This is a genomic window from Citrobacter sp. Cpo061 (genome assembly GCF_030332845.1).
Taxonomy (GTDB): Bacteria; Pseudomonadota; Gammaproteobacteria; order Enterobacterales; family Enterobacteriaceae; genus Citrobacter; species Citrobacter portucalensis.
Genome location: NZ_JAOWHB010000019.1, coordinates 45,374 through 62,206 on the forward strand (window position 1 = coordinate 45,374; position 16,833 = coordinate 62,206).

Annotated in this window: 19 protein-coding genes, 1 tRNA gene and 1 pseudogene; 9 read left to right on the forward strand and 12 right to left on the reverse strand. The window is 53.5% G+C overall.

The window, feature by feature from the left end; translation table 11 throughout:
- Positions 1 to 25 precede the first annotated feature (25 nt).
- Positions 26 to 637, reverse strand: a pseudogene (locus OGX97_RS01520) (phage tail protein); the annotation flags it as partial.
- Between the two features lie 83 nt (positions 638 to 720).
- Between OGX97_RS01520 and OGX97_RS01525 the strand changes: the two are divergent.
- Positions 721 to 921 (forward strand): HVO_A0114 family putative DNA-binding protein, encoded by a 201-nt coding sequence (locus tag OGX97_RS01525; RefSeq protein ID WP_235126627.1) that lies wholly within the window; start codon positions 721 to 723, stop codon positions 919 to 921.
- A gap of 35 nt (positions 922 to 956) precedes the next feature.
- Here OGX97_RS01525 and yecR read toward each other — a convergent pair whose 3' ends face one another.
- A complete protein-coding gene (gene yecR, locus OGX97_RS01530; RefSeq protein ID WP_235126625.1) occupies positions 957 to 1,292 on the reverse strand; it encodes a YecR family lipoprotein in 336 nt (111 codons plus the stop codon).
- A gap of 243 nt (positions 1,293 to 1,535) precedes the next feature.
- Here yecR and OGX97_RS01535 point away from each other — a divergent pair, with 243 nt between their 5' ends.
- Positions 1,536 to 1,904 (forward strand): NlpC/P60 family protein, encoded by a 369-nt coding sequence (locus OGX97_RS01535; protein WP_235126623.1) that lies wholly within the window; start codon positions 1,536 to 1,538, stop codon positions 1,902 to 1,904.
- Positions 1,904 to 2,407, forward strand: coding sequence for a YbjP/YqhG family protein (locus OGX97_RS01540; protein WP_212024861.1), 504 nt, complete (start codon positions 1,904 to 1,906; stop codon positions 2,405 to 2,407). Before OGX97_RS01535 ends, OGX97_RS01540 begins: the two co-directional genes overlap by 1 nt.
- A 65-nt stretch (positions 2,408 to 2,472) precedes the next feature.
- Here OGX97_RS01540 and OGX97_RS23250 read toward each other — a convergent pair whose 3' ends face one another.
- Positions 2,473 to 2,805, reverse strand: a complete 333-nt coding sequence (locus OGX97_RS23250; protein WP_165690021.1) for a hypothetical protein — start codon at positions 2,803 to 2,805, stop codon at positions 2,473 to 2,475.
- A complete protein-coding gene (locus OGX97_RS23255) occupies positions 2,777 to 3,151 on the reverse strand; it encodes an Arm DNA-binding domain-containing protein (RefSeq protein WP_165690022.1) in 375 nt (124 codons plus the stop codon). Before OGX97_RS23255 ends, OGX97_RS23250 begins: the two co-directional genes overlap by 29 nt.
- A gap of 65 nt (positions 3,152 to 3,216) precedes the next feature.
- Here OGX97_RS23255 and OGX97_RS01550 point away from each other — a divergent pair.
- Positions 3,217 to 3,343: transfer RNA gene (locus OGX97_RS01550), tRNA-OTHER, on the forward strand.
- Positions 3,344 to 3,611: 268 nt separating this feature from the next.
- Here OGX97_RS01550 and OGX97_RS01555 read toward each other — a convergent pair.
- The 5 genes from OGX97_RS01555 to OGX97_RS01575 all read right to left on the reverse strand — a co-directional run bounded on the left by OGX97_RS01555 (position 3,612) and on the right by OGX97_RS01575 (position 8,564).
- Positions 3,612 to 3,935, reverse strand: coding sequence for a DUF1889 family protein (locus tag OGX97_RS01555; RefSeq protein ID WP_001573898.1), 324 nt, complete (start codon positions 3,933 to 3,935; stop codon positions 3,612 to 3,614).
- A 109-nt stretch (positions 3,936 to 4,044) separates the two neighbouring features.
- Positions 4,045 to 5,859: a diol dehydratase reactivase subunit alpha gene (locus OGX97_RS01560; protein WP_235126621.1), complete on the reverse strand. Its 1,815-nt coding sequence runs from the start codon at positions 5,857 to 5,859 to the stop codon at positions 4,045 to 4,047.
- A 10-nt stretch (positions 5,860 to 5,869) separates the two neighbouring features.
- Positions 5,870 to 6,298 carry a diol dehydratase small subunit gene (locus OGX97_RS01565; RefSeq protein WP_007372193.1) on the reverse strand — a complete coding sequence of 143 codons (429 nt, stop codon included), beginning with the start codon at positions 6,296 to 6,298 and terminating at the stop codon, positions 5,870 to 5,872.
- 2 nt (positions 6,299 to 6,300) lie between these two features.
- Entirely contained in the window at positions 6,301 to 6,885 is a 585-nt protein-coding gene (locus OGX97_RS01570) for a propanediol/glycerol family dehydratase medium subunit (protein ID WP_008785852.1), read from the reverse strand.
- Between the two features lie 11 nt (positions 6,886 to 6,896).
- Complete coding sequence (locus OGX97_RS01575) at positions 6,897 to 8,564, reverse strand: propanediol/glycerol family dehydratase large subunit (RefSeq protein WP_235126619.1); 1,668 nt, start codon at positions 8,562 to 8,564, stop codon at positions 6,897 to 6,899.
- A 392-nt stretch (positions 8,565 to 8,956) separates the two neighbouring features.
- Here OGX97_RS01575 and OGX97_RS01580 point away from each other — a divergent pair, with 392 nt between their 5' ends.
- The 4 genes from OGX97_RS01580 to OGX97_RS01595 are packed head-to-tail and all read left to right on the forward strand — an operon-like array spanning position 8,957 to position 11,472.
- Positions 8,957 to 9,385 (forward strand): GlcG/HbpS family heme-binding protein, encoded by a 429-nt coding sequence (locus tag OGX97_RS01580; protein WP_003828504.1) that lies wholly within the window; start codon positions 8,957 to 8,959, stop codon positions 9,383 to 9,385.
- Positions 9,386 to 9,407: 22 nt separating this feature from the next.
- Entirely contained in the window at positions 9,408 to 10,571 is a 1,164-nt protein-coding gene (dhaT, locus tag OGX97_RS01585; protein WP_003024734.1) for a 1,3-propanediol dehydrogenase, read from the forward strand.
- A gap of 16 nt (positions 10,572 to 10,587) precedes the next feature.
- On the forward strand, positions 10,588 to 10,941 hold the full coding sequence (locus OGX97_RS01590; protein WP_032945057.1) for a glycerol dehydratase reactivase beta/small subunit family protein: 354 nt from the start codon (positions 10,588 to 10,590) through the stop codon (positions 10,939 to 10,941).
- A complete protein-coding gene (locus tag OGX97_RS01595; RefSeq protein ID WP_235126617.1) occupies positions 10,942 to 11,472 on the forward strand; it encodes a cob(I)yrinic acid a,c-diamide adenosyltransferase in 531 nt (176 codons plus the stop codon).
- Here OGX97_RS01595 and dhaR read toward each other — a convergent pair.
- The 3 genes from dhaR to OGX97_RS01610 form a co-directional block, all read right to left on the reverse strand.
- On the reverse strand, positions 11,450 to 13,375 hold the full coding sequence (gene dhaR, locus OGX97_RS01600) for a dihydroxyacetone kinase operon transcriptional regulator DhaR (RefSeq protein ID WP_003828512.1): 1,926 nt from the start codon (positions 13,373 to 13,375) through the stop codon (positions 11,450 to 11,452). The two genes, OGX97_RS01595 and dhaR, sit on opposite strands and share 23 nt — an antisense overlap.
- 91 nt (positions 13,376 to 13,466) lie before the next feature.
- Positions 13,467 to 14,564, reverse strand: coding sequence for a glycerol dehydrogenase (locus OGX97_RS01605; RefSeq protein ID WP_079935257.1), 1,098 nt, complete (start codon positions 14,562 to 14,564; stop codon positions 13,467 to 13,469).
- A gap of 29 nt (positions 14,565 to 14,593) precedes the next feature.
- Positions 14,594 to 15,037 (reverse strand): hypothetical protein, encoded by a 444-nt coding sequence (locus tag OGX97_RS01610; RefSeq protein WP_235126616.1) that lies wholly within the window; start codon positions 15,035 to 15,037, stop codon positions 14,594 to 14,596.
- Positions 15,038 to 15,124: 87 nt separating this feature from the next.
- Between OGX97_RS01610 and OGX97_RS01615 the strand changes: the two genes are divergently transcribed.
- Positions 15,125 to 16,783, forward strand: a complete 1,659-nt coding sequence (locus tag OGX97_RS01615) for a glycerone kinase (protein WP_235126614.1) — start codon at positions 15,125 to 15,127, stop codon at positions 16,781 to 16,783.
- Positions 16,784 to 16,833 lie beyond the last annotated feature (50 nt).

Consider the following 16,833-nt stretch of genomic DNA (forward strand, 5'->3'; position numbering starts at 1 on the left):
CAACGTAATATGCCGACATGCCTCGCTAGTAACTGGCGATCCCGACATCTAAGACTGGCTCATCAACACACCAAAATCCCCCCATCTTACACACCAGAATAACCCATCCTGTGTTAGTAGTAGACGGCCAATCGGGTAAGGTATCGTAGGTTTTGTCATCGCATGAATCTCGATATCCGTACTCGTTACGCAGTGGTTTTAGCCCTGCAATCAGTTCCGTGGCCCGCTGCTCATTTCCTAACGCCCGTTCAAACAATGCCGCCCCGGCTATTCCCTCGGTCCACACTCCACGGCTATGGCCTGTATAGCCGTAGTCCTGGTGATACGCCGTATACCCTGCACTCTCCAGCGTGCCGAACCGAAATCTTTCCATGTATCGGTGACATTTTCCCGCAAGTTCTGGCGCTGCTTTAACGGCAAATAAACCGCCCCAGCTTGATTGGTCCAGCGCGGCGGCATCGTCGGGGCCGTCCTCGTGCACACCCTGTCGAAATCGCCCCTCACTCTCAATCCAAGATTTTGAGACGATATCAGTGGCCAGCGCAGTGGCTTTGGCTGCGTAGTTATCAAAACCGGTTACGCGCCCGAGCTGCTCAAATAAAAAATAAATATCCACGTTGTGCTCAAGGGCGCAGTACGACAACGAGCGTGGCAAGGGCGATGGGGTGATCTCGTTTCCTTCCTGGACCGTGATGCACAAAGTTTTGTGCCCCAAACCGCATGGCAATTTTGCAGGCGATGACCGGGCGCGGGGAATTAACGATCCGCGAAATTGCGGCGCTTGTCAGGCGTGATGTAAAGGGCGTACATACTGACGTTACTACGCTACTGAATGGCGGATTACTTGAACGCGGGGATAGTGGCACACTGTTTCCGTATGATGCGATCCACTTCGATTTCACCATCAGAGCTGCGGAATAAAAAAAGCCGGTCATTTGACCGGCTGACTTATTGCTTTAATTCTGTGACGCTTTCCCGCCCGCGCACTGATACTCTACGTAAACATCCATTTGCCTGCATCCCATTGGGCTAGGATCCGTACATTGTGACGTCTGGCCGCCGAACGCCTCGGCACCATCATATCCCCATATCCTGCATTTTTGGGCCGCAAGAGATTGGGCTTGCATCATATCAACACTCGCCTTTTCAAACGCGCCGTAGCTATCGCCAACGTGATACCCCATCTTAATCGTTCCGTCTGCTTTGCTTCCTCCGACGGGTGTCATTTGCTTATGCACGGTACAACCAGAAAGTATTAAAAAACCCAAAAGACAAAATGCAATTTTTTTCATGATAAAACCCTTTTCCTTATAGGTTTTTTCATGATGCACCCGGCATGTGCGGAAACATACCCGCGCCCTTTTATTTTCGGAATTCGTTTAGGCTATCTCCTCGCGATTGATTCCGCCTGCTCTCAGCATCAAGCGCACTAGCCTCACACAGCACGTTACGCTTTCTGCGGCACTAAATGATTAACCTCCCTAATTAATTGGGTATCTATTAGCAACTCCTTTTAACTGGAATGGATAATATTAATGGGATGGGATCCAAGAAGCGCAGGCAACTACGCGAAAGCTCAAGCCGAACCAGGCCCAACAAGCAACTGCGCCGCATACGTGCGACAGGCAATTCATGCTGGCGGGATAAATGTCATAAATACACACCATGCAAAAGACTACGGCCCGATGTTGGAGGCGGCAGGGTTTAGAAAAATATCTTCAACGCAATCCCCCATGGCAGGTGACGTGGTTGTGATACAGCCCTACACAGGAGGGAGCGCTTCGGGACATATGGCGATTTACGACGGGCAGGACTGGTATTCTGACTTTAAACAGAGGGATTTTTGGGGCGGGCCTGGTTATCGCGCATCAAAGCCGTCGTACCAAATGTACAGGATGAACTAATGCGCACTTTCATTGCGATTTTGTTTATCTCTCTACTTTCAGCATGCAGTTCGCATCCTGAACAGGCACAGAAACGGGTATTTGATTTTTACTCGTATTATTTAAATGTTTATGCTAATAGCACAGGGAAAATAAAACCAGATCCCGAAAAGATGAAAGATTACGTTGCTCAAGAGACACTAAATCAATTGAGCGTCATTTCATATATTTATGAGCAGGAAATCGTTGGTTCTGATTATTACACATACGCACAAGATTATGCCGCTGACTGGATACCGCGCTTAAGGGTGGGTGATGCTAAGGATTATTTTGGCGGAAAGTATGTTAACGTCTGGTTAGGTTGTGAAAACAATAAAAATTACCAAATCGGTGTATACCTGATAAAAGAGGATGGCCGCTGGAAAATATACAGAGTGAAAGATATAACCGATAATTACGAGCAGTATATATTTGACACGCACGCCATAGAAAAAGCGAAGCAACACGCCGCAACCATAAATTAAATAGGGAGATTATGACGGCCGCTAAATTACTCCCAATTCGCGGCCGTCCTTAACCGTCACTGTGCTTATCTTTCATCCTCCGGAGGATTCAACAGCGCAAACAACATGCGCCGTTTATCGTTATCACTCATGGTCCCCATTAGCGCCACCAGCTGCGCATCAAGCTGGCCCTTTTTCTCCACCAGCCCTGCATGCTCCAGCATGGCCCGCTCAACCTTTTGCGCTAGCCCCATTAGCTCGTCAGCGGAGAAGTGGAGATAGCTCTGTGTCACGTCAGCGCTACGGAATGTTTTATGATTCAGCAGGCGCTTAAGGATATAAGAGCCCACTCCAGCAAGCTCCGCCACGCTGCCGAACGTGCGGCGGGCGTCATGGCACGTAAACCGGATCGGCGGCATGGTCCCGCCCTGCGTCGTTTCTTCGCTTATTTTGTCGATTATGTCGCGCGGCTCGTAAATTTTCCCGCCTGGAGTTATTCGGGTTGCGACGGGTAACAGCAACCTCACCCAGCGTTATGGCTGCCTGCTCGCGCGCCTGGTCTACTGTGAGATCGGGAAATTTTCCGAGTGTTACGCGGAAAAATTTCCCGCCTCTTTTTCGCACAACGTAAAAACTTTTACTGCCGTTTGAGGTGATGCGAATACGCAATCCTGTAACGATATTATCTGCGTATTCCACCCGCCCGTCCCCTTCTGGGATGGGAAGATCCTGAATGGCTGATTTGGTAAATTTAAATATAAGCATAACGTCCGCCCGAAACGACTAACGGCCCTTCGGGGATACAGTAGAGGGGTATTTTCGGGGGGTATGGTTATTTATTGGTCAAGTTGCTTTGCATTAAATGCTTGTTTTTCCACAACAAGCAACTATAAGCCATTGTTTTATCTAAAACTCATAATCGCTTGGTCGCTGGTTCAAGTCCAGCAGGGGCCACCAAATATCAAGGACTTGCGAGAAATCGCAGGTCCTTTTTTTATGGGTATTCCGTAGAAATTGGCATGTAGCAAAAAAGAGTTTGCCCTGGAACAAATCAATACTTGCTTGCATCAATATGTTGAATGAGTACACAGAAGAACATGGCTGGCGGGGGCTAAAGCTATTTACGCGATACACCTGTTCAGAAAACAGCATGTAAATGGCAACCCTTCTGGACGCCGCCATCCGGAGATGGAAACGTCCGTTAGAGTTTAATTCGATAGTCAGCTCACACTAGCTCTTTGAGCTGCTCCTGCATATAGGTTGAAAAATACTCTGGGTTCTTGATAAGGATGCGGTTACCGGAGGCGACTTTCTCTGCCCATCCGGCCACTTTTTTCGTGAACTCGGGATTCCATCCCTCTTGCTCACCCCGTGCCATCACAACTTCCGGACTCGCTGGCACACCTAAGTCATGCAAATACTTTAAGATTCCCTTAGCGGTACTTTCATCCATTGAATGTGGTACTGACGCCGAAGTGTTCATACCACCAATAAAATCCAATGCTTTCTCAATTGCTGTTGGCATGCTCTTATCCTTAAAATTAACCACGTGAGAGACACATTTATACTATGTACCCAACTCCGCCGGGATATCAAAGAGAACATCGCCTTTATTTGACTTACCCCGCAGCTAAACGCTTGCGCGGCTGTTTTCTGCGCTATTTTTTTGCTTCTCCGGCTAAAACCAGCCCAGTTGCCACCGCATTACGCGGCCCTTCGGTACCTCGAATATTACCCTGCCCGGCGACAACGCCGTAATGCGCCAGCGCATCGGTGATCATCTGCGGGATTTCAAAATCCAGCGAAGAACCGCCTACCAGCACCACGAACGTCATATCGCGAATAGAGCCACCGGGTGACACCTGGCGTAACGCGCGCAGGCAGTTGGTCACAAAAACCTTCTCTTTAGCCTGTCGGCGCACCAGACGGATTTTTTCCAGCGAAGTCTGGTTATCTACCGGGATCAGCTCGCCCTCTTTCAAGTACACCACTTTGGCGAATACTGACGGACTGAGCGGTTCGCGGAAAAACTCCACCGCGCCGTTCTCATGGCGAATGCTGAACAGGCTCTCCACTTTTGCCAGCGGGTATTTTTTTATTTCCTCCGCCAGAAATGCATCACTTAAGCCCAGCTCAGTTTGAATCAACAGGCTGACCATATTCCCCGCGCCGGCCAGATGTACCGCTTTCACTACGCCGTCGCTATTGATGACGGCGGCATCGGTAGATCCTGCGCCTAAGTCGAGGATCGCCAGCGGTGCGGCGCATCCGGGCGTAGTTAACGCCCCCGCCACGGCCATGTTGGCCTCCACGCCGCCAACTTCAACCGGCGTGTTTAACCGGGCGCTCAGCTCACTGGCGATGGCCTGCATCTGTAAGCGATCGGATTTCACCATCGCCGCAATACCCACGGCGTTCTCCATGGAACACTCTCCGGCAATGCCGCCCTGCACCTTGCGCGGAATAAATGTATCGACCGCCAACAGATCCTGAATATGCACCGTGTTCATGTCATGACCGGTCAGCGAGGCCATCACCTTACGCACCCGCTCCAGCATGCCACCTGCGTGCGTGCCAGCTTCACCACGAATATCACACACGGGCGCACAGGCACTCATCGCCTGCATAATGGCCTGCGCGCCTTGCGCTACGTCGGCTTCACCGCCACGCTTTTCACCACGGATAAAGATCTTACCCGCCGGGATCACTCTTGATCGCACATCTCCCTGCGGGGTTTTCAGCACCACGGCGGAACGGTTGCCAATCAGCGCTCTGGCGATGGGGACGATAGTTTGCGTTTCCTCAGGGGTCAGGGCAAAGAAGGTCGCGATACCGTAAGGATTCGACAGCACCCGCACCACCTGTCCCGGGGCCGCCACTTCCACCGCCGCCAGCACGCCTTCCGGCACCTTCTCCAGCAGAGTGACTTCATCAACCACCGGTATTGGCCGATGCAGGCGATTATTCACCAGCACGCCATCATCTTTTTTCAGGATGGCCGCCACCACGTTGACGCCGCGATCCAGCGCTTCATTGATAAACCAAACCGCCTCAAGGAAATCCATCTCCTCACCCACCAACGGTATCCAGCCCTGGGCAAATCGATCCTCGCTCAACGCTGCCAAATTCTCCACGGCGATGGTGGTTCCCATGCCCACGCCAACGCCGCCAGGCGTTTGCGGGTTATGGCCAATCATCGTTGATTCGGTAATGATGGTTTCAGTGATGGTTTCCATCGCCACATCGCCAATCACCGGTGCGGCCTCGTTGATGCAGATTTTTGCCACGTCCTGCAGCGACCACGGCGTTTTATCCAGCGCCTGCTGCAGGGACGCGACCACCCCGGCGATATTCTCCCGCGTGCCTTTCATCCCGGTCGTGGCGACAATCCCGCTGCCGATAAACCGGCCATCCTGCGCCAACGCCACTTCAGTGGTGGCGTTGCCGATATCGATCCCTGCAATTAACGGCATGCTGCCTCCGTCACTGACTGCCTTTACGCAGCTTATTTCTCTGCTGGTATACCTCTGCCGATTCGCGGACAAACCCGGCGTTCACCGTGGCGTGCCAGGTGTGTTCCAGTTCATCGGCAATGGCCTGCAACTCGGCGAACGAAGAACGAAACGGCCTCAGTGCGTTGTAGATCTCCAGAATGCGGGCATCCGGGATCGCAATCAGTTCTGCCGCACGACGAAAATTGCGCGCCACGGCATGACGCTGCATCTGCTCGGCAATCTGCGCCTGGTACTCCAGCGTTTGCTGAGAAATACGCACATCCTGCGGCCCTACGCGGCCCGCCAGCACATTCTCAAGGGTAATGTCGGTTAGCGGCTTGCCGCCAGGCGTCCGGATTTTCTCCGGGCAGCGGGTGGCTAATGGGTAATCCTGCGCGGTCATGATGTTGTCGTTCATGGTCATTCCCTTACCAGTGCAATATGCAACGTGACAGGCGCAGCATCCTGCACCACGTGTTTGGTTTCTTTGATATGAAACAGCGCGGCCTTGGCCATAAATTTAGGGCGCACCATCTGGTCATTGACCACTGGCACCGGCGAAGGCGACTCTTTGCGTGCATAGCGCGCGGCGTTTTTACCAATCTGACGATAGGTTTCCAGCGTCAGCAGCGGAGCCTGAGAAAACAGTTCCAGGTTACTTAGCGGCAGCAGATCGCGCTGATGAATCACCGTGGTTCCTTTCGACTGGATACCAATCCCAATGCCTGAGCCGCTGAGATTTGCCGCATCCCATGCCATAAAAGAAACATCCGAGGTGCGCAAGATCCTCACTACTCGCGCATGCAGTCCCTCTTCTTCGATGCCAGCAACCAGCTCTTTCAAAATCGCGTTGTGCGGCATATCAATCAAGGTTTTATGCTGATACTTATCAAAGGCCGGGCCGACGCCAATCACCACCTCATCCACGCGCTCATCCGCGTTAGCCGCCTCGCCTTCGCTCACCTGTAAGGTGAAAACCGGCTTACGTTCAGTTGTGCATTCCACTGTGTACCGCCTTATTCGATCGAGCCGGGCTGAACCACGCCCGCAATATTTTTAATTTCCGCCCAGCGTTCGGCACTGATGCGATAGCCGGTACCAGGTCCCTGATAATCATTGATGTCGTTGACGGCGCTGACGACGTCGAACTGGCGATCCAGAATAGCCGACGTTTGCAGGTAATCACCGGTAACACGCTGTCTCAGCATATTGAGGATGTTACTGGCGATATCTTCGAAACCGCTACGGCTTAGTGCGCCGACGATATCCAGCCCGGTGATATTGCGCTTCATCATCTCTTCCACGGCGGCCAGATCTTCCACCACATTGCGCGCGGGCATATCTTTGCTGCCGTGAGCATAAGTAGCAGCTTCGACTTCTTCATCGCTAATCAGCGGCAGGCCCAGTTCGCGGAACACCGCCTGAATGGCGCGTGCGGCCTTATTGCGAATGGCGATGGTTTCCTCTTCCGTGACCGGCCGCAGACCGCCGTCAACCATCAGATCGCGTTGCAGAATGTTGTAATCATCGAAATCTTCAGCGTCGAAGTTCGATCCGGCAAACATGTTGTCGTAGTTGGGTACCGCGCTGTAACCGGAGAAAATAAAGTCGGTACCCGGCAGCATCTGCATCAGGGTACGGGCAGTACGGCGAATATCGGAGTGGGAAAAGGTCTGGTCATTGGCGGAGGCCACTTCAAGGTCGAGCATTGAGGCAATCAGGTTTTCCGCCAGCACCGCGCGGATCCCTGACGGCACAGCGCCGGTCATGCCGATACAGCTGACCGCACCGTTTTGCAGCCCCTGTACGCCCGCGCCTTTAGTGATAAAAATGCAGCGTGACTCCAGATAAAGCATCGATTTACTTTCGGAATAGCCCATCAGCGCCTCCGAGCCGGTGCCGGAGGTGTAGCGCATCTTCAGGCCACGCGACGCATAGGCCGAGGCGAGAAACGCTTTGGACCACGGCGTATCATCGCCGTCGGTAAACACCGACTCTGTACCGTATACCGATACCGTTTCGGCGTAGCTGGTTAACCCGCGCATCCCCAGCTCCAGCTCCGTGGCCTCCTCAACGGAACATTGCGTCAGCACACCGGGGCGACCGCACTGGGAACCCACCAGCAGCGCCAGGGCGTTAAACGGCGCGTAGCGGGCGATCCCGACCGTCGTTTCCTGCTCGGAAAAGCCGCGGATCCCCGCTTCAGCAGCGTCGGCGGCTATCTGTACCGGGTTATCTTTCAGGTTAGTCACGTGGCACTGGTTGGAGGGAGTGCGTCTGGCGCGCATTTTTTGTAGCGCCATCATCATCTCCACCACGTTCATTTGCGCCATCACTTCCACCGCTTTCGCCGGGGTGATGGCAGTGGTAATGGCAATAATATCTTCCCGACTGACGTGGATATCCACCAGCATTCTGGCGATCTCCAGCGCGTCGAGCTGCATGGCGCGCTCAGCTTCGGCCACGTTAATGGCATAATCGGCAATGAAACGGTCGATCATGTCGAACTCGGCGCGGCTCTTACCGTCCAGCTCAACAATACGACCATTTTCCACCTTCACCGACGACGTCGGATCGTAAGGGCTTTCCATGGCGATCAGCCCCTCTTCAGGCCATTCGCCAATCAGCCCATCCTGATTTACAGGCCGCTTCGCAAGCACTTCGAATCGTTTTGATCTTCTCATGATTTATTGACTCAAAAGGTAAAAAATAGGGACGCCGGGCCGCATTACCGGGGACACCACACCCGGCATTCGCCTTTCATCAGCAATGGCCGAACTCTAAATGAGCCAAGCAATAAAAAAATAAAATTAATTTCGTTCCAATTTGGCACCTAATAAAAATGCATCGTTCCATATTGAAACGCAATTCAGGAATATCCATCGTGAATTGTGACGAGGTTAAATGATCATTATCAATAAACGCAAAATCAGGGAAATAAATTTAATTTTTATGAAAAATCCACCCTATTGACTTAATAACGTGCGGCGAGAAAATAAGGTAAAGCCAATGATAAAAATAGCTGTTGCGCGATATGTTTCGTGACCTCAGCCCTACAACATTTTCAGGAGAGACTGTGAATAAGAGCCAACAAATTGCCACCATTACGCTGGCGGCTGCAAAAAAAATGGCGCAGGCCGTTGAGGCTAAAGCGCTTGAGATCAACGTTCCGGTGGTCTTTTCTGTGGTGGATCACGGCGGAAATACGCTGCTAATGCAACGCATGGACGATGCGTTTGTCACCAGCTGTGATATCTCTCTTAATAAAGCGTATACCGCCTGCTGCCTGCGCCAGGGTACCCATGAAATTACCGACGCGGTACAACCTGGCGCTTCGCTATATGGTTTGCAGCTTACTAACCAACAGCGCATTGTTATTTTCGGCGGCGGCTTACCTGTCATATTAAACGGTAAATTAATTGGTGCCGTTGGCGTTAGCGGCGGCACTGTCGAACAAGACAGATTATTAGCAGAAACCGCACTGAATTGTTTCTCTGAATTATAATTTAAATCTAAGAAGGTATATTATGAGCTATCGTATGTTTGATTACCTGGTGCCAAATGTGAACTTCTTTGGCCCCAATGCTATTTCCGTTGTCGGCGAACGCTGCAAACTGTTAGGCGGTAAAAAAGCGCTGCTGGTGACTGATAAAGGTCTGCGGGCTATTAAAGACGGTGCGGTAGATAAAACCCTCGCCCATTTACGTGAAGCGGGCATTGACGTGGTGGTTTTTGACGGCGTTGAGCCAAATCCCAAAGACACCAACGTGCGCGATGGTCTGGAGGTCTTTCGCAAAGAGCATTGCGATATCATCGTTACCGTTGGCGGCGGTAGCCCGCATGACTGCGGTAAAGGCATCGGTATCGCGGCAACTCACGAAGGCGATCTCTACAGCTATGCCGGGATTGAAACCCTGACCAACCCGCTGCCGCCTATCGTTGCAGTGAATACCACTGCCGGTACCGCCAGCGAAGTCACCCGCCACTGCGTGCTGACCAATACCAAAACCAAAGTGAAGTTTGTGATTGTCAGCTGGCGTAACCTGCCGTCGGTCTCCATTAACGATCCGCTGCTGATGCTCGGCAAACCCGCTCCGCTGACCGCCGCGACCGGCATGGACGCCCTGACCCACGCCGTAGAAGCCTATATTTCCAAAGATGCCAACCCGGTCACCGACGCCGCCGCTATTCAGGCTATTCGCCTGATCGCACGCAACTTGCGTCAGGCCGTAGCGCTGGGCAGCAACCTGAAAGCTCGCGAGAACATGGCCTACGCCTCTCTGTTGGCGGGTATGGCTTTCAACAACGCCAACCTCGGCTACGTTCACGCAATGGCGCATCAGCTTGGCGGTCTGTACGACATGCCACACGGCGTGGCGAATGCCGTTCTGCTCCCGCACGTGGCGCGCTATAACCTGATCGCTAACCCGGAGAAATTTGCCGATATCGCAGAATTTATGGGTGAAAACACTGACGGACTCTCCACCATGGATGCCGCCGAACTGGCCATTCACGCCATTGCCCGTCTCTCCGCTGACATCGGCATTCCGCAGCATTTGCGCGATCTGGGCGTCAAAGAAGCCGATTTCCCGTACATGGCGGAAATGGCGCTGAAGGACGGCAACGCCTTCTCTAACCCACGCAAAGGGAACGAGAAAGAAATTGCCGAGATCTTCCGTCAGGCATTCTGATAACGCAGGGGGCGCAATGTCACTTTCATCACCGGGCGTACATCTGTTTTATCACTCACGCTGGCTGGATACTCGCGTGCTTGATGAGCTGTGCTGGGGACTGGAAGAGCAAGGCGTCCCTTGCCGGGCAATCTGTTGCGACGAGCATGACTGCGCGCTGGCATTGAGCAAACTTGCGGCCAAAAGCTCAACGCTACGTGTCGGTCTAGGTCTTAACGCCACGGGTGATATTGCTTTAACCCACGCCCAGTTGCCCGAGGATCGGGCACTGATCCGTGGGCATATCCGCGCCGGAATTGCGCAGATCCGAACGCTTGGCGCCAATGCCGGTCAACTGGTCAAAGTACTTCCCTTCAGCGAGATAAAATAAATGTACCGCATCTACACCCGAACCGGCGATAAAGGCACGACCGCGCTGTTTGGCGGCAGCCGTATCGACAAAGACGACATCCGCGTTGAGGCCTATGGCACGGTGGATGAACTGATTTCCCAGCTTGGCGTCTGCTATGCCAGCACGCACCAGGCTGAACTACGCCAGGATCTGCACGCCATGCAGAAGATGCTGTTTGTACTGGGTGCGGAACTCGCCAGCGATGAGAAAGGACTCACTCGCTTACAACAGCGTATTGGCGATGAGGATATTCAGGCGCTGGAGCAGCTTATTGACCGCAATATGGCGCAAAGCGGCCCACTCAAAGAGTTTGTTATTCCGGGGAAAAATCTGCCATCGGCACAGCTACACGTTGCGCGAACTCTGACGCGCCGACTGGAGCGGATCCTTATCGCAATGAGCAGAACGCTGACGTTACGCGATGAACCCAGGCGTTACATCAACCGACTGTCGGACGCGCTGTTCTCGATGGCGAGAATTGAAGAAACTAGTCCAGATGCTTGCGCTTAAACTGGCTGGCATCAATGTCGTATTGCTTCATCTTGCGCCACAAGGTAGTGCGACCAATGTTCAGCAGTTGCGACATCTCCTGTACGCGTCCGCTGGTGACGCGAGCAGCATGGATAATCGCCTCTTTTTCGATAGCGGTAAAGGTCAGACTGGCTGGCAGCAGTGAAGACGCCGTCTCCAGACCAGGACGTTCGGCAAACAGATAATCCGGTAGATTGCTCAGCCGAATATGGCCGTTATCACTGCTGATGGCGATGTTTTCGATAATGCTGTTCAGCTCAAAGTCATTGCCCGGCCACGAATAGGCCACCAGCTGAGCCAGCGCGTCGTCGTCGATCTTCAAACTGGATGAAAAGCGTTTTTTCAGGCTATTCAGTCGCGTATAAATCAGCGAGGGAATACTGTTACGCCGCGCCCGCAGCGGGGGGATCACTATCTCAAAAGAGTGCAGCGCGTAATATAGCTGACGGCTAAAGCGGTTTTGCTCCACCAGATTGGCGAGATCAACCGTGGTGGTGGCGATCACTTTGACATCCACCGGAATCAACCGACGGGCATCCAGGCGGGTTAGTACCCCCTGCTTGATCACCTGTAACAGCGCGGATTGCAGCTCCGGCGCCAGATATTCAATTTTTTCCAGAAACAGCGTGCCGCCGTTCGCCAGTTCAAGACGGCTCAGCCGGCCATTTTCATCGTCGGTGGGCGCACTGCCCATAAAATCCTGCCCCAGCACGCTGTTGGCATACAGCTGACAGTTCACGGCGATATACGGCCCGCTGGCGCGCTCGCTTTCATTGTGAATGGCCTGACTCAGCAGCTCCTTACCAACGCCCTCTTCTCCGCACAGCAGGATCGGGAAACTCCCCCTCGCCGCCTGGCGTCCAAAGTGGATCAAACGGCGGGTTTCCGGATCGTCAGTCGACATCTGCTCAAAGGTGTGACTCACCTTGCCGAGCTGGCTGGTCATCAGCTGGCGCATTTGCTCTACCGGATGCAGCAGCAGGATAAAGCTGTTGCCCTGCTCCTCAACAATCGGTTTCAGGGTAATGACGGCATCAACAAACTGATGCTGGCTTTCAAAGGTAACTTCGACGTGATTCAGGCCGCGGGCATGTTTGATCGCCCGGCGCAGCAGCATGGGGAGATTGAGCAGATCGTGAATATTTTTTCCCTGGCTGGCCTGCGCATCGAGATGCAAAAGCAGCGCCGCACGCGCATTGAGGAACTGCAATACGCCCTGTTCGTTCCAGGCCATCACACCATCATCCATACTTTCCAGCAGCCCGTACATCTGGTTCAGATGGCGGTTGGATTCAGCCAGCAGGCTGTCGGTCAGCAAAGAGTTGCCGACTTCTCTGGCTATCGCCAGCGTCAGGGATAAATCAGAAACGCACTCATGCTCCACCAGACAACACAGCGAGATGGAGCCGAACAGTCGACCATGGTTATCGAAGACCGGCGTCGAGCAGAACGACCACGGATGCAGAGCCTGTTTAAAATGCTGATCGCCAGAGGTTTTTGTCGGCTGGCCCGGCATCGTCGCCAGCGACAGTGCACAACTGCCAATGATGCTTTCCGCACAGTAGCTGCCGTCGCGAAACCCAAGCTCCGCCAGCTGCTCCACCGTCTGCGGATCACCGCAACGGCTGAGAATACAGGCTGATTCATCCAGAATCAGCAGCGCGCACGGGCGGCCGTCCATAAACTCCCAGGCATCTTCCAGCGCAGCCTGAGCAATCGTCAGCAACGCCGTCTTGCGACGACAAATCGACTCAAAGGTCAGCCCTTGCGCCTGATGCGGCGCCTGCCAGGTTTCCCGCTGCATAAACTTGCTGCAACGATGCCATGACTGGGCAATGACTGAAGAGACTTCCTTCCCGATGCTATGCGTGTGCGCCGTCATATCCCTTTCCGCTGTTTAACCATAGACAACCCCTCCGGCAGAGACTGTCAGAGGGGGAGAAGATGCCGGATAAAAACCTACCGACGACTGATTAACGCGCCAACCACTGCTGTCCCAGCAGGTCTGCCGTCAGAATAGCGGCATGTACGCTTTCAGGCGTTACCGGGAACGGCATATTGTGGATGGTTTCACCTTCTGCACAGGTCGCTTTTGCCACCGCCATGATCTTGCCGTCAACGTCTTCTTTCACGCCCATTTCCGCTAACGTTACCGGCAGGCCTACTTTCTGACAGAAATTCAGCACGGTTTCGATCTCTTCCATCGGGCTGTTTTGCAACACCAGCTGCGCCAGCGTACCAAAGGCGACTTTTTCACCGTGGTACAAATGGTGGCACTCTTCCAGAATCGTAAAGCCGTTGTGGATCGCATGCGCCCCTGCCAGACCGCTGCTTTCAAAGCCGATGCCGCTGAGGTAAGTATTAGCTTCGACAATACGCTCCAGCGCATCGGTCACCACGCCGGCCTGCGCGGCAAAGCGTGCCTTCTCGCCTTCCGCCAGCAGGGTATCATAGCACAAGCGCGCCAGGCTCAGCGCCGCCACCGTGGACTGTCCGCCCGCCATGCTGGTCGCTCTGGCGTCATAACAGGCTTTCGCTTCAAACCAGGTCGAGAGCGCATCGCCCATCCCGGCCACCAGCAGACGTACCGGCGCTTTGGCAATGATTGCTGTGTCCATTACCACCATATCCGGGTTTTTCGGGTAGATCAGATACTCTTCAAACTCACCGGCTTCGGTATAGATAACGGACAGCGCGCTGGTTGGCGCATCGGTAGACGCGATAGTCGGGATCACCACCACCGGCAACTTCTGGTAGTAGCCAATCGCTTTGGCGGTATCCAGCGTTTTCCCACCGCCAATCCCAACCACACCGCGGCAACCGTGCTGTTTCAGAATGGTAATCAGGCGATTAATTTCAACATGGCTACATTCACCGTTAAAGCGTTCCGCATGGCAGCTAATGTCGTGGCTGTGCAGGCCGTTGAGTACCTTCTCTCCCGCCAGCTTCATCACGAAGTCATCCGCAATCACGAAAAAGCTGTCCGCCAGATTTTTAGCGTATTGACCAAACAAGGTGGAAGCGTCAGGGCCCTGGAGATATTTGGCTGGAGATTGAATAACTTTTAGCATTCCTTTCATCCTCAAATAAGTACATGTTTTTACATGGTGAGCCCTGGCGTTAACCTGTTTGGCCTGATGCTGATGGCGAAAACGGGAGGTACCGGAGCGATGCAATAACTGTATGGCGAGGCGTGCACAAAAAAATCTTTCGTCTTTTTGTTCTGATATGAAACAGATAAAAACGACAAATGTTTCATATTGGAACGCTTAACCATAAAAAATATAAGGTTTGCGATCCCGATCCGTTCATTTACCACCAAATCTCCGGCACAGACGAATCTCACTTTCTCTTTTACCCACTCACTTGCCAAAATACCGGTAAAAAAAGCTGACAGTGCAGTGTGACCTGCATTCATCGCGAGAGGAAAAAGTCGAGCAAGCTCGCATTGTGATCGTTCCCCGTTCTTTTCGGTTTCATTTCGGAACAAAAAACAATAACAACGTTCCGTAATGAAACTCATTTTAACGTTGTTTTTTTCCACGCTGACTTCGCCAGAATCTCTCTATCGCCTCCGCACCATGACCATGCTTCCGGGGGTTTGTCTTACACTCAACCTCAAGGAGCCGTTATGTCTCAATTCTTTTTTAATCAACGCACCCATCTCGTGAGCGACGTCATCGACGGTACGATTATCGCCAGCCCGTGGAATAATCTGGCGCGTCTGGAAAGCGATCCGGCTATTCGCATCGTGGTCCGCCGTGACCTTAACAAAAATAACGTGGCGGTCATTTCCGGCGGCGGTTCAGGGCACGAACCCGCGCACGTTGGGTTTATCGGTAAAGGTATGCTAACGGCCGCGGTCTGTGGCGACGTGTTCGCTTCCCCGAGCGTAGATGCGGTACTGACCGCCATTCAGGCGGTAACCGGTGAGGCGGGCTGTTTGTTGATCGTGAAAAATTACACCGGTGATCGTCTTAATTTCGGTCTTGCCGCCGAGAAAGCCCGTCGCCTTGGTTACAACGTTGAAATGCTGATTGTCGGCGATGACATCTCCCTGCCGGATAACAAACACCCGCGCGGCATTGCGGGAACCATCCTGGTGCATAAAATCGCGGGCTATTTTGCCGAACGCGGCTACAACCTCGCCACCGTCCTGCGTGAAGCGCAATACGCGGCCAATAACACCTTCAGTCTGGGCGTTGCGCTTTCCAGCTGTCATCTGCCGCAAGAAACCGACGCCGCCCCGCGTCATCATCCGGGCCACGCGGAGCTGGGTATGGGCATTCACGGCGAACCAGGCGCCTCGGTCATCGACACCCAGAACAGTGCGCAGGTGGTGAACCTGATGGTGGATAAACTGCTGGCTGCCCTGCCTGAAACCGGCCGTCTGGCGGTGATGATTAACAATCTTGGCGGTGTTTCTGTTGCCGAAATGTCCATCATTACCCGCGAACTGGCCAGCAGCCCGCTGCATCCGCGTATCGACTGGCTGATTGGCCCGGCCTCGTTGGTTACCGCGCTGGATATGAAAGGCTTTTCACTGACGGCCATCATGCTGGAAGAGAGCATCGAAAAAGCGCTGCTCACAGAGGTGGAAACCAGTAACTGGCCGACGCCGGTCCCACCGCGTGAAATCAGCTGTGTACCGTCATCTCAGCGTAGCGCACGTGTGGAATTCCAGCCTTCGGCAAATGCCCTGGTGGCCGGGATTGTGGAGCTTGTCACCACAACCCTTTCCGATCTGGAGACCCATCTTAATGCGCTGGATGCCAAAGTCGGCGATGGCGATACCGGTTCAACCTTTGCCGCAGGCGCGCGCGAAATTGCCGGTCTGCTGCATCGTCAGCAGTTGCCGCTGGATAACCTTGCCACGCTGTTTGCGCTGATTGGCGAACGTCTGACCGTGGTGATGGGCGGTTCCAGCGGTGTGCTGATGTCTATTTTCTTTACCGCTGCGGGGCAGAAACTGGAACAGGGAGCTAACGTTGCCGAAGCCCTGAATACGGGACTGGCGCAGATGAAGTTCTACGGCGGCGCAGACGAAGGCGATCGCACCATGATTGATGCGCTGCAACCGGCTCTGACTTCGCTGCTCACGCAGCCGCAAAATCTGCAGGCCGCCTTCGACGCCGCGCAAGCGGGAGCCGAACGAACCTGTTTGTCGAGCAAAGCCAATGCGGGTCGCGCATCGTATCTGAGCAGTGAAAGCCTGCTCGGAAATATGGACCCCGGCGCGCATGCCGTCGCAATGGTATTTAAAGCGCTGGCAGAGAGTGAATTGGGCTAAGCCATAAATGCCTGATAAGGCACTTGCGCCGCCATCCTGCGAAGAAATGC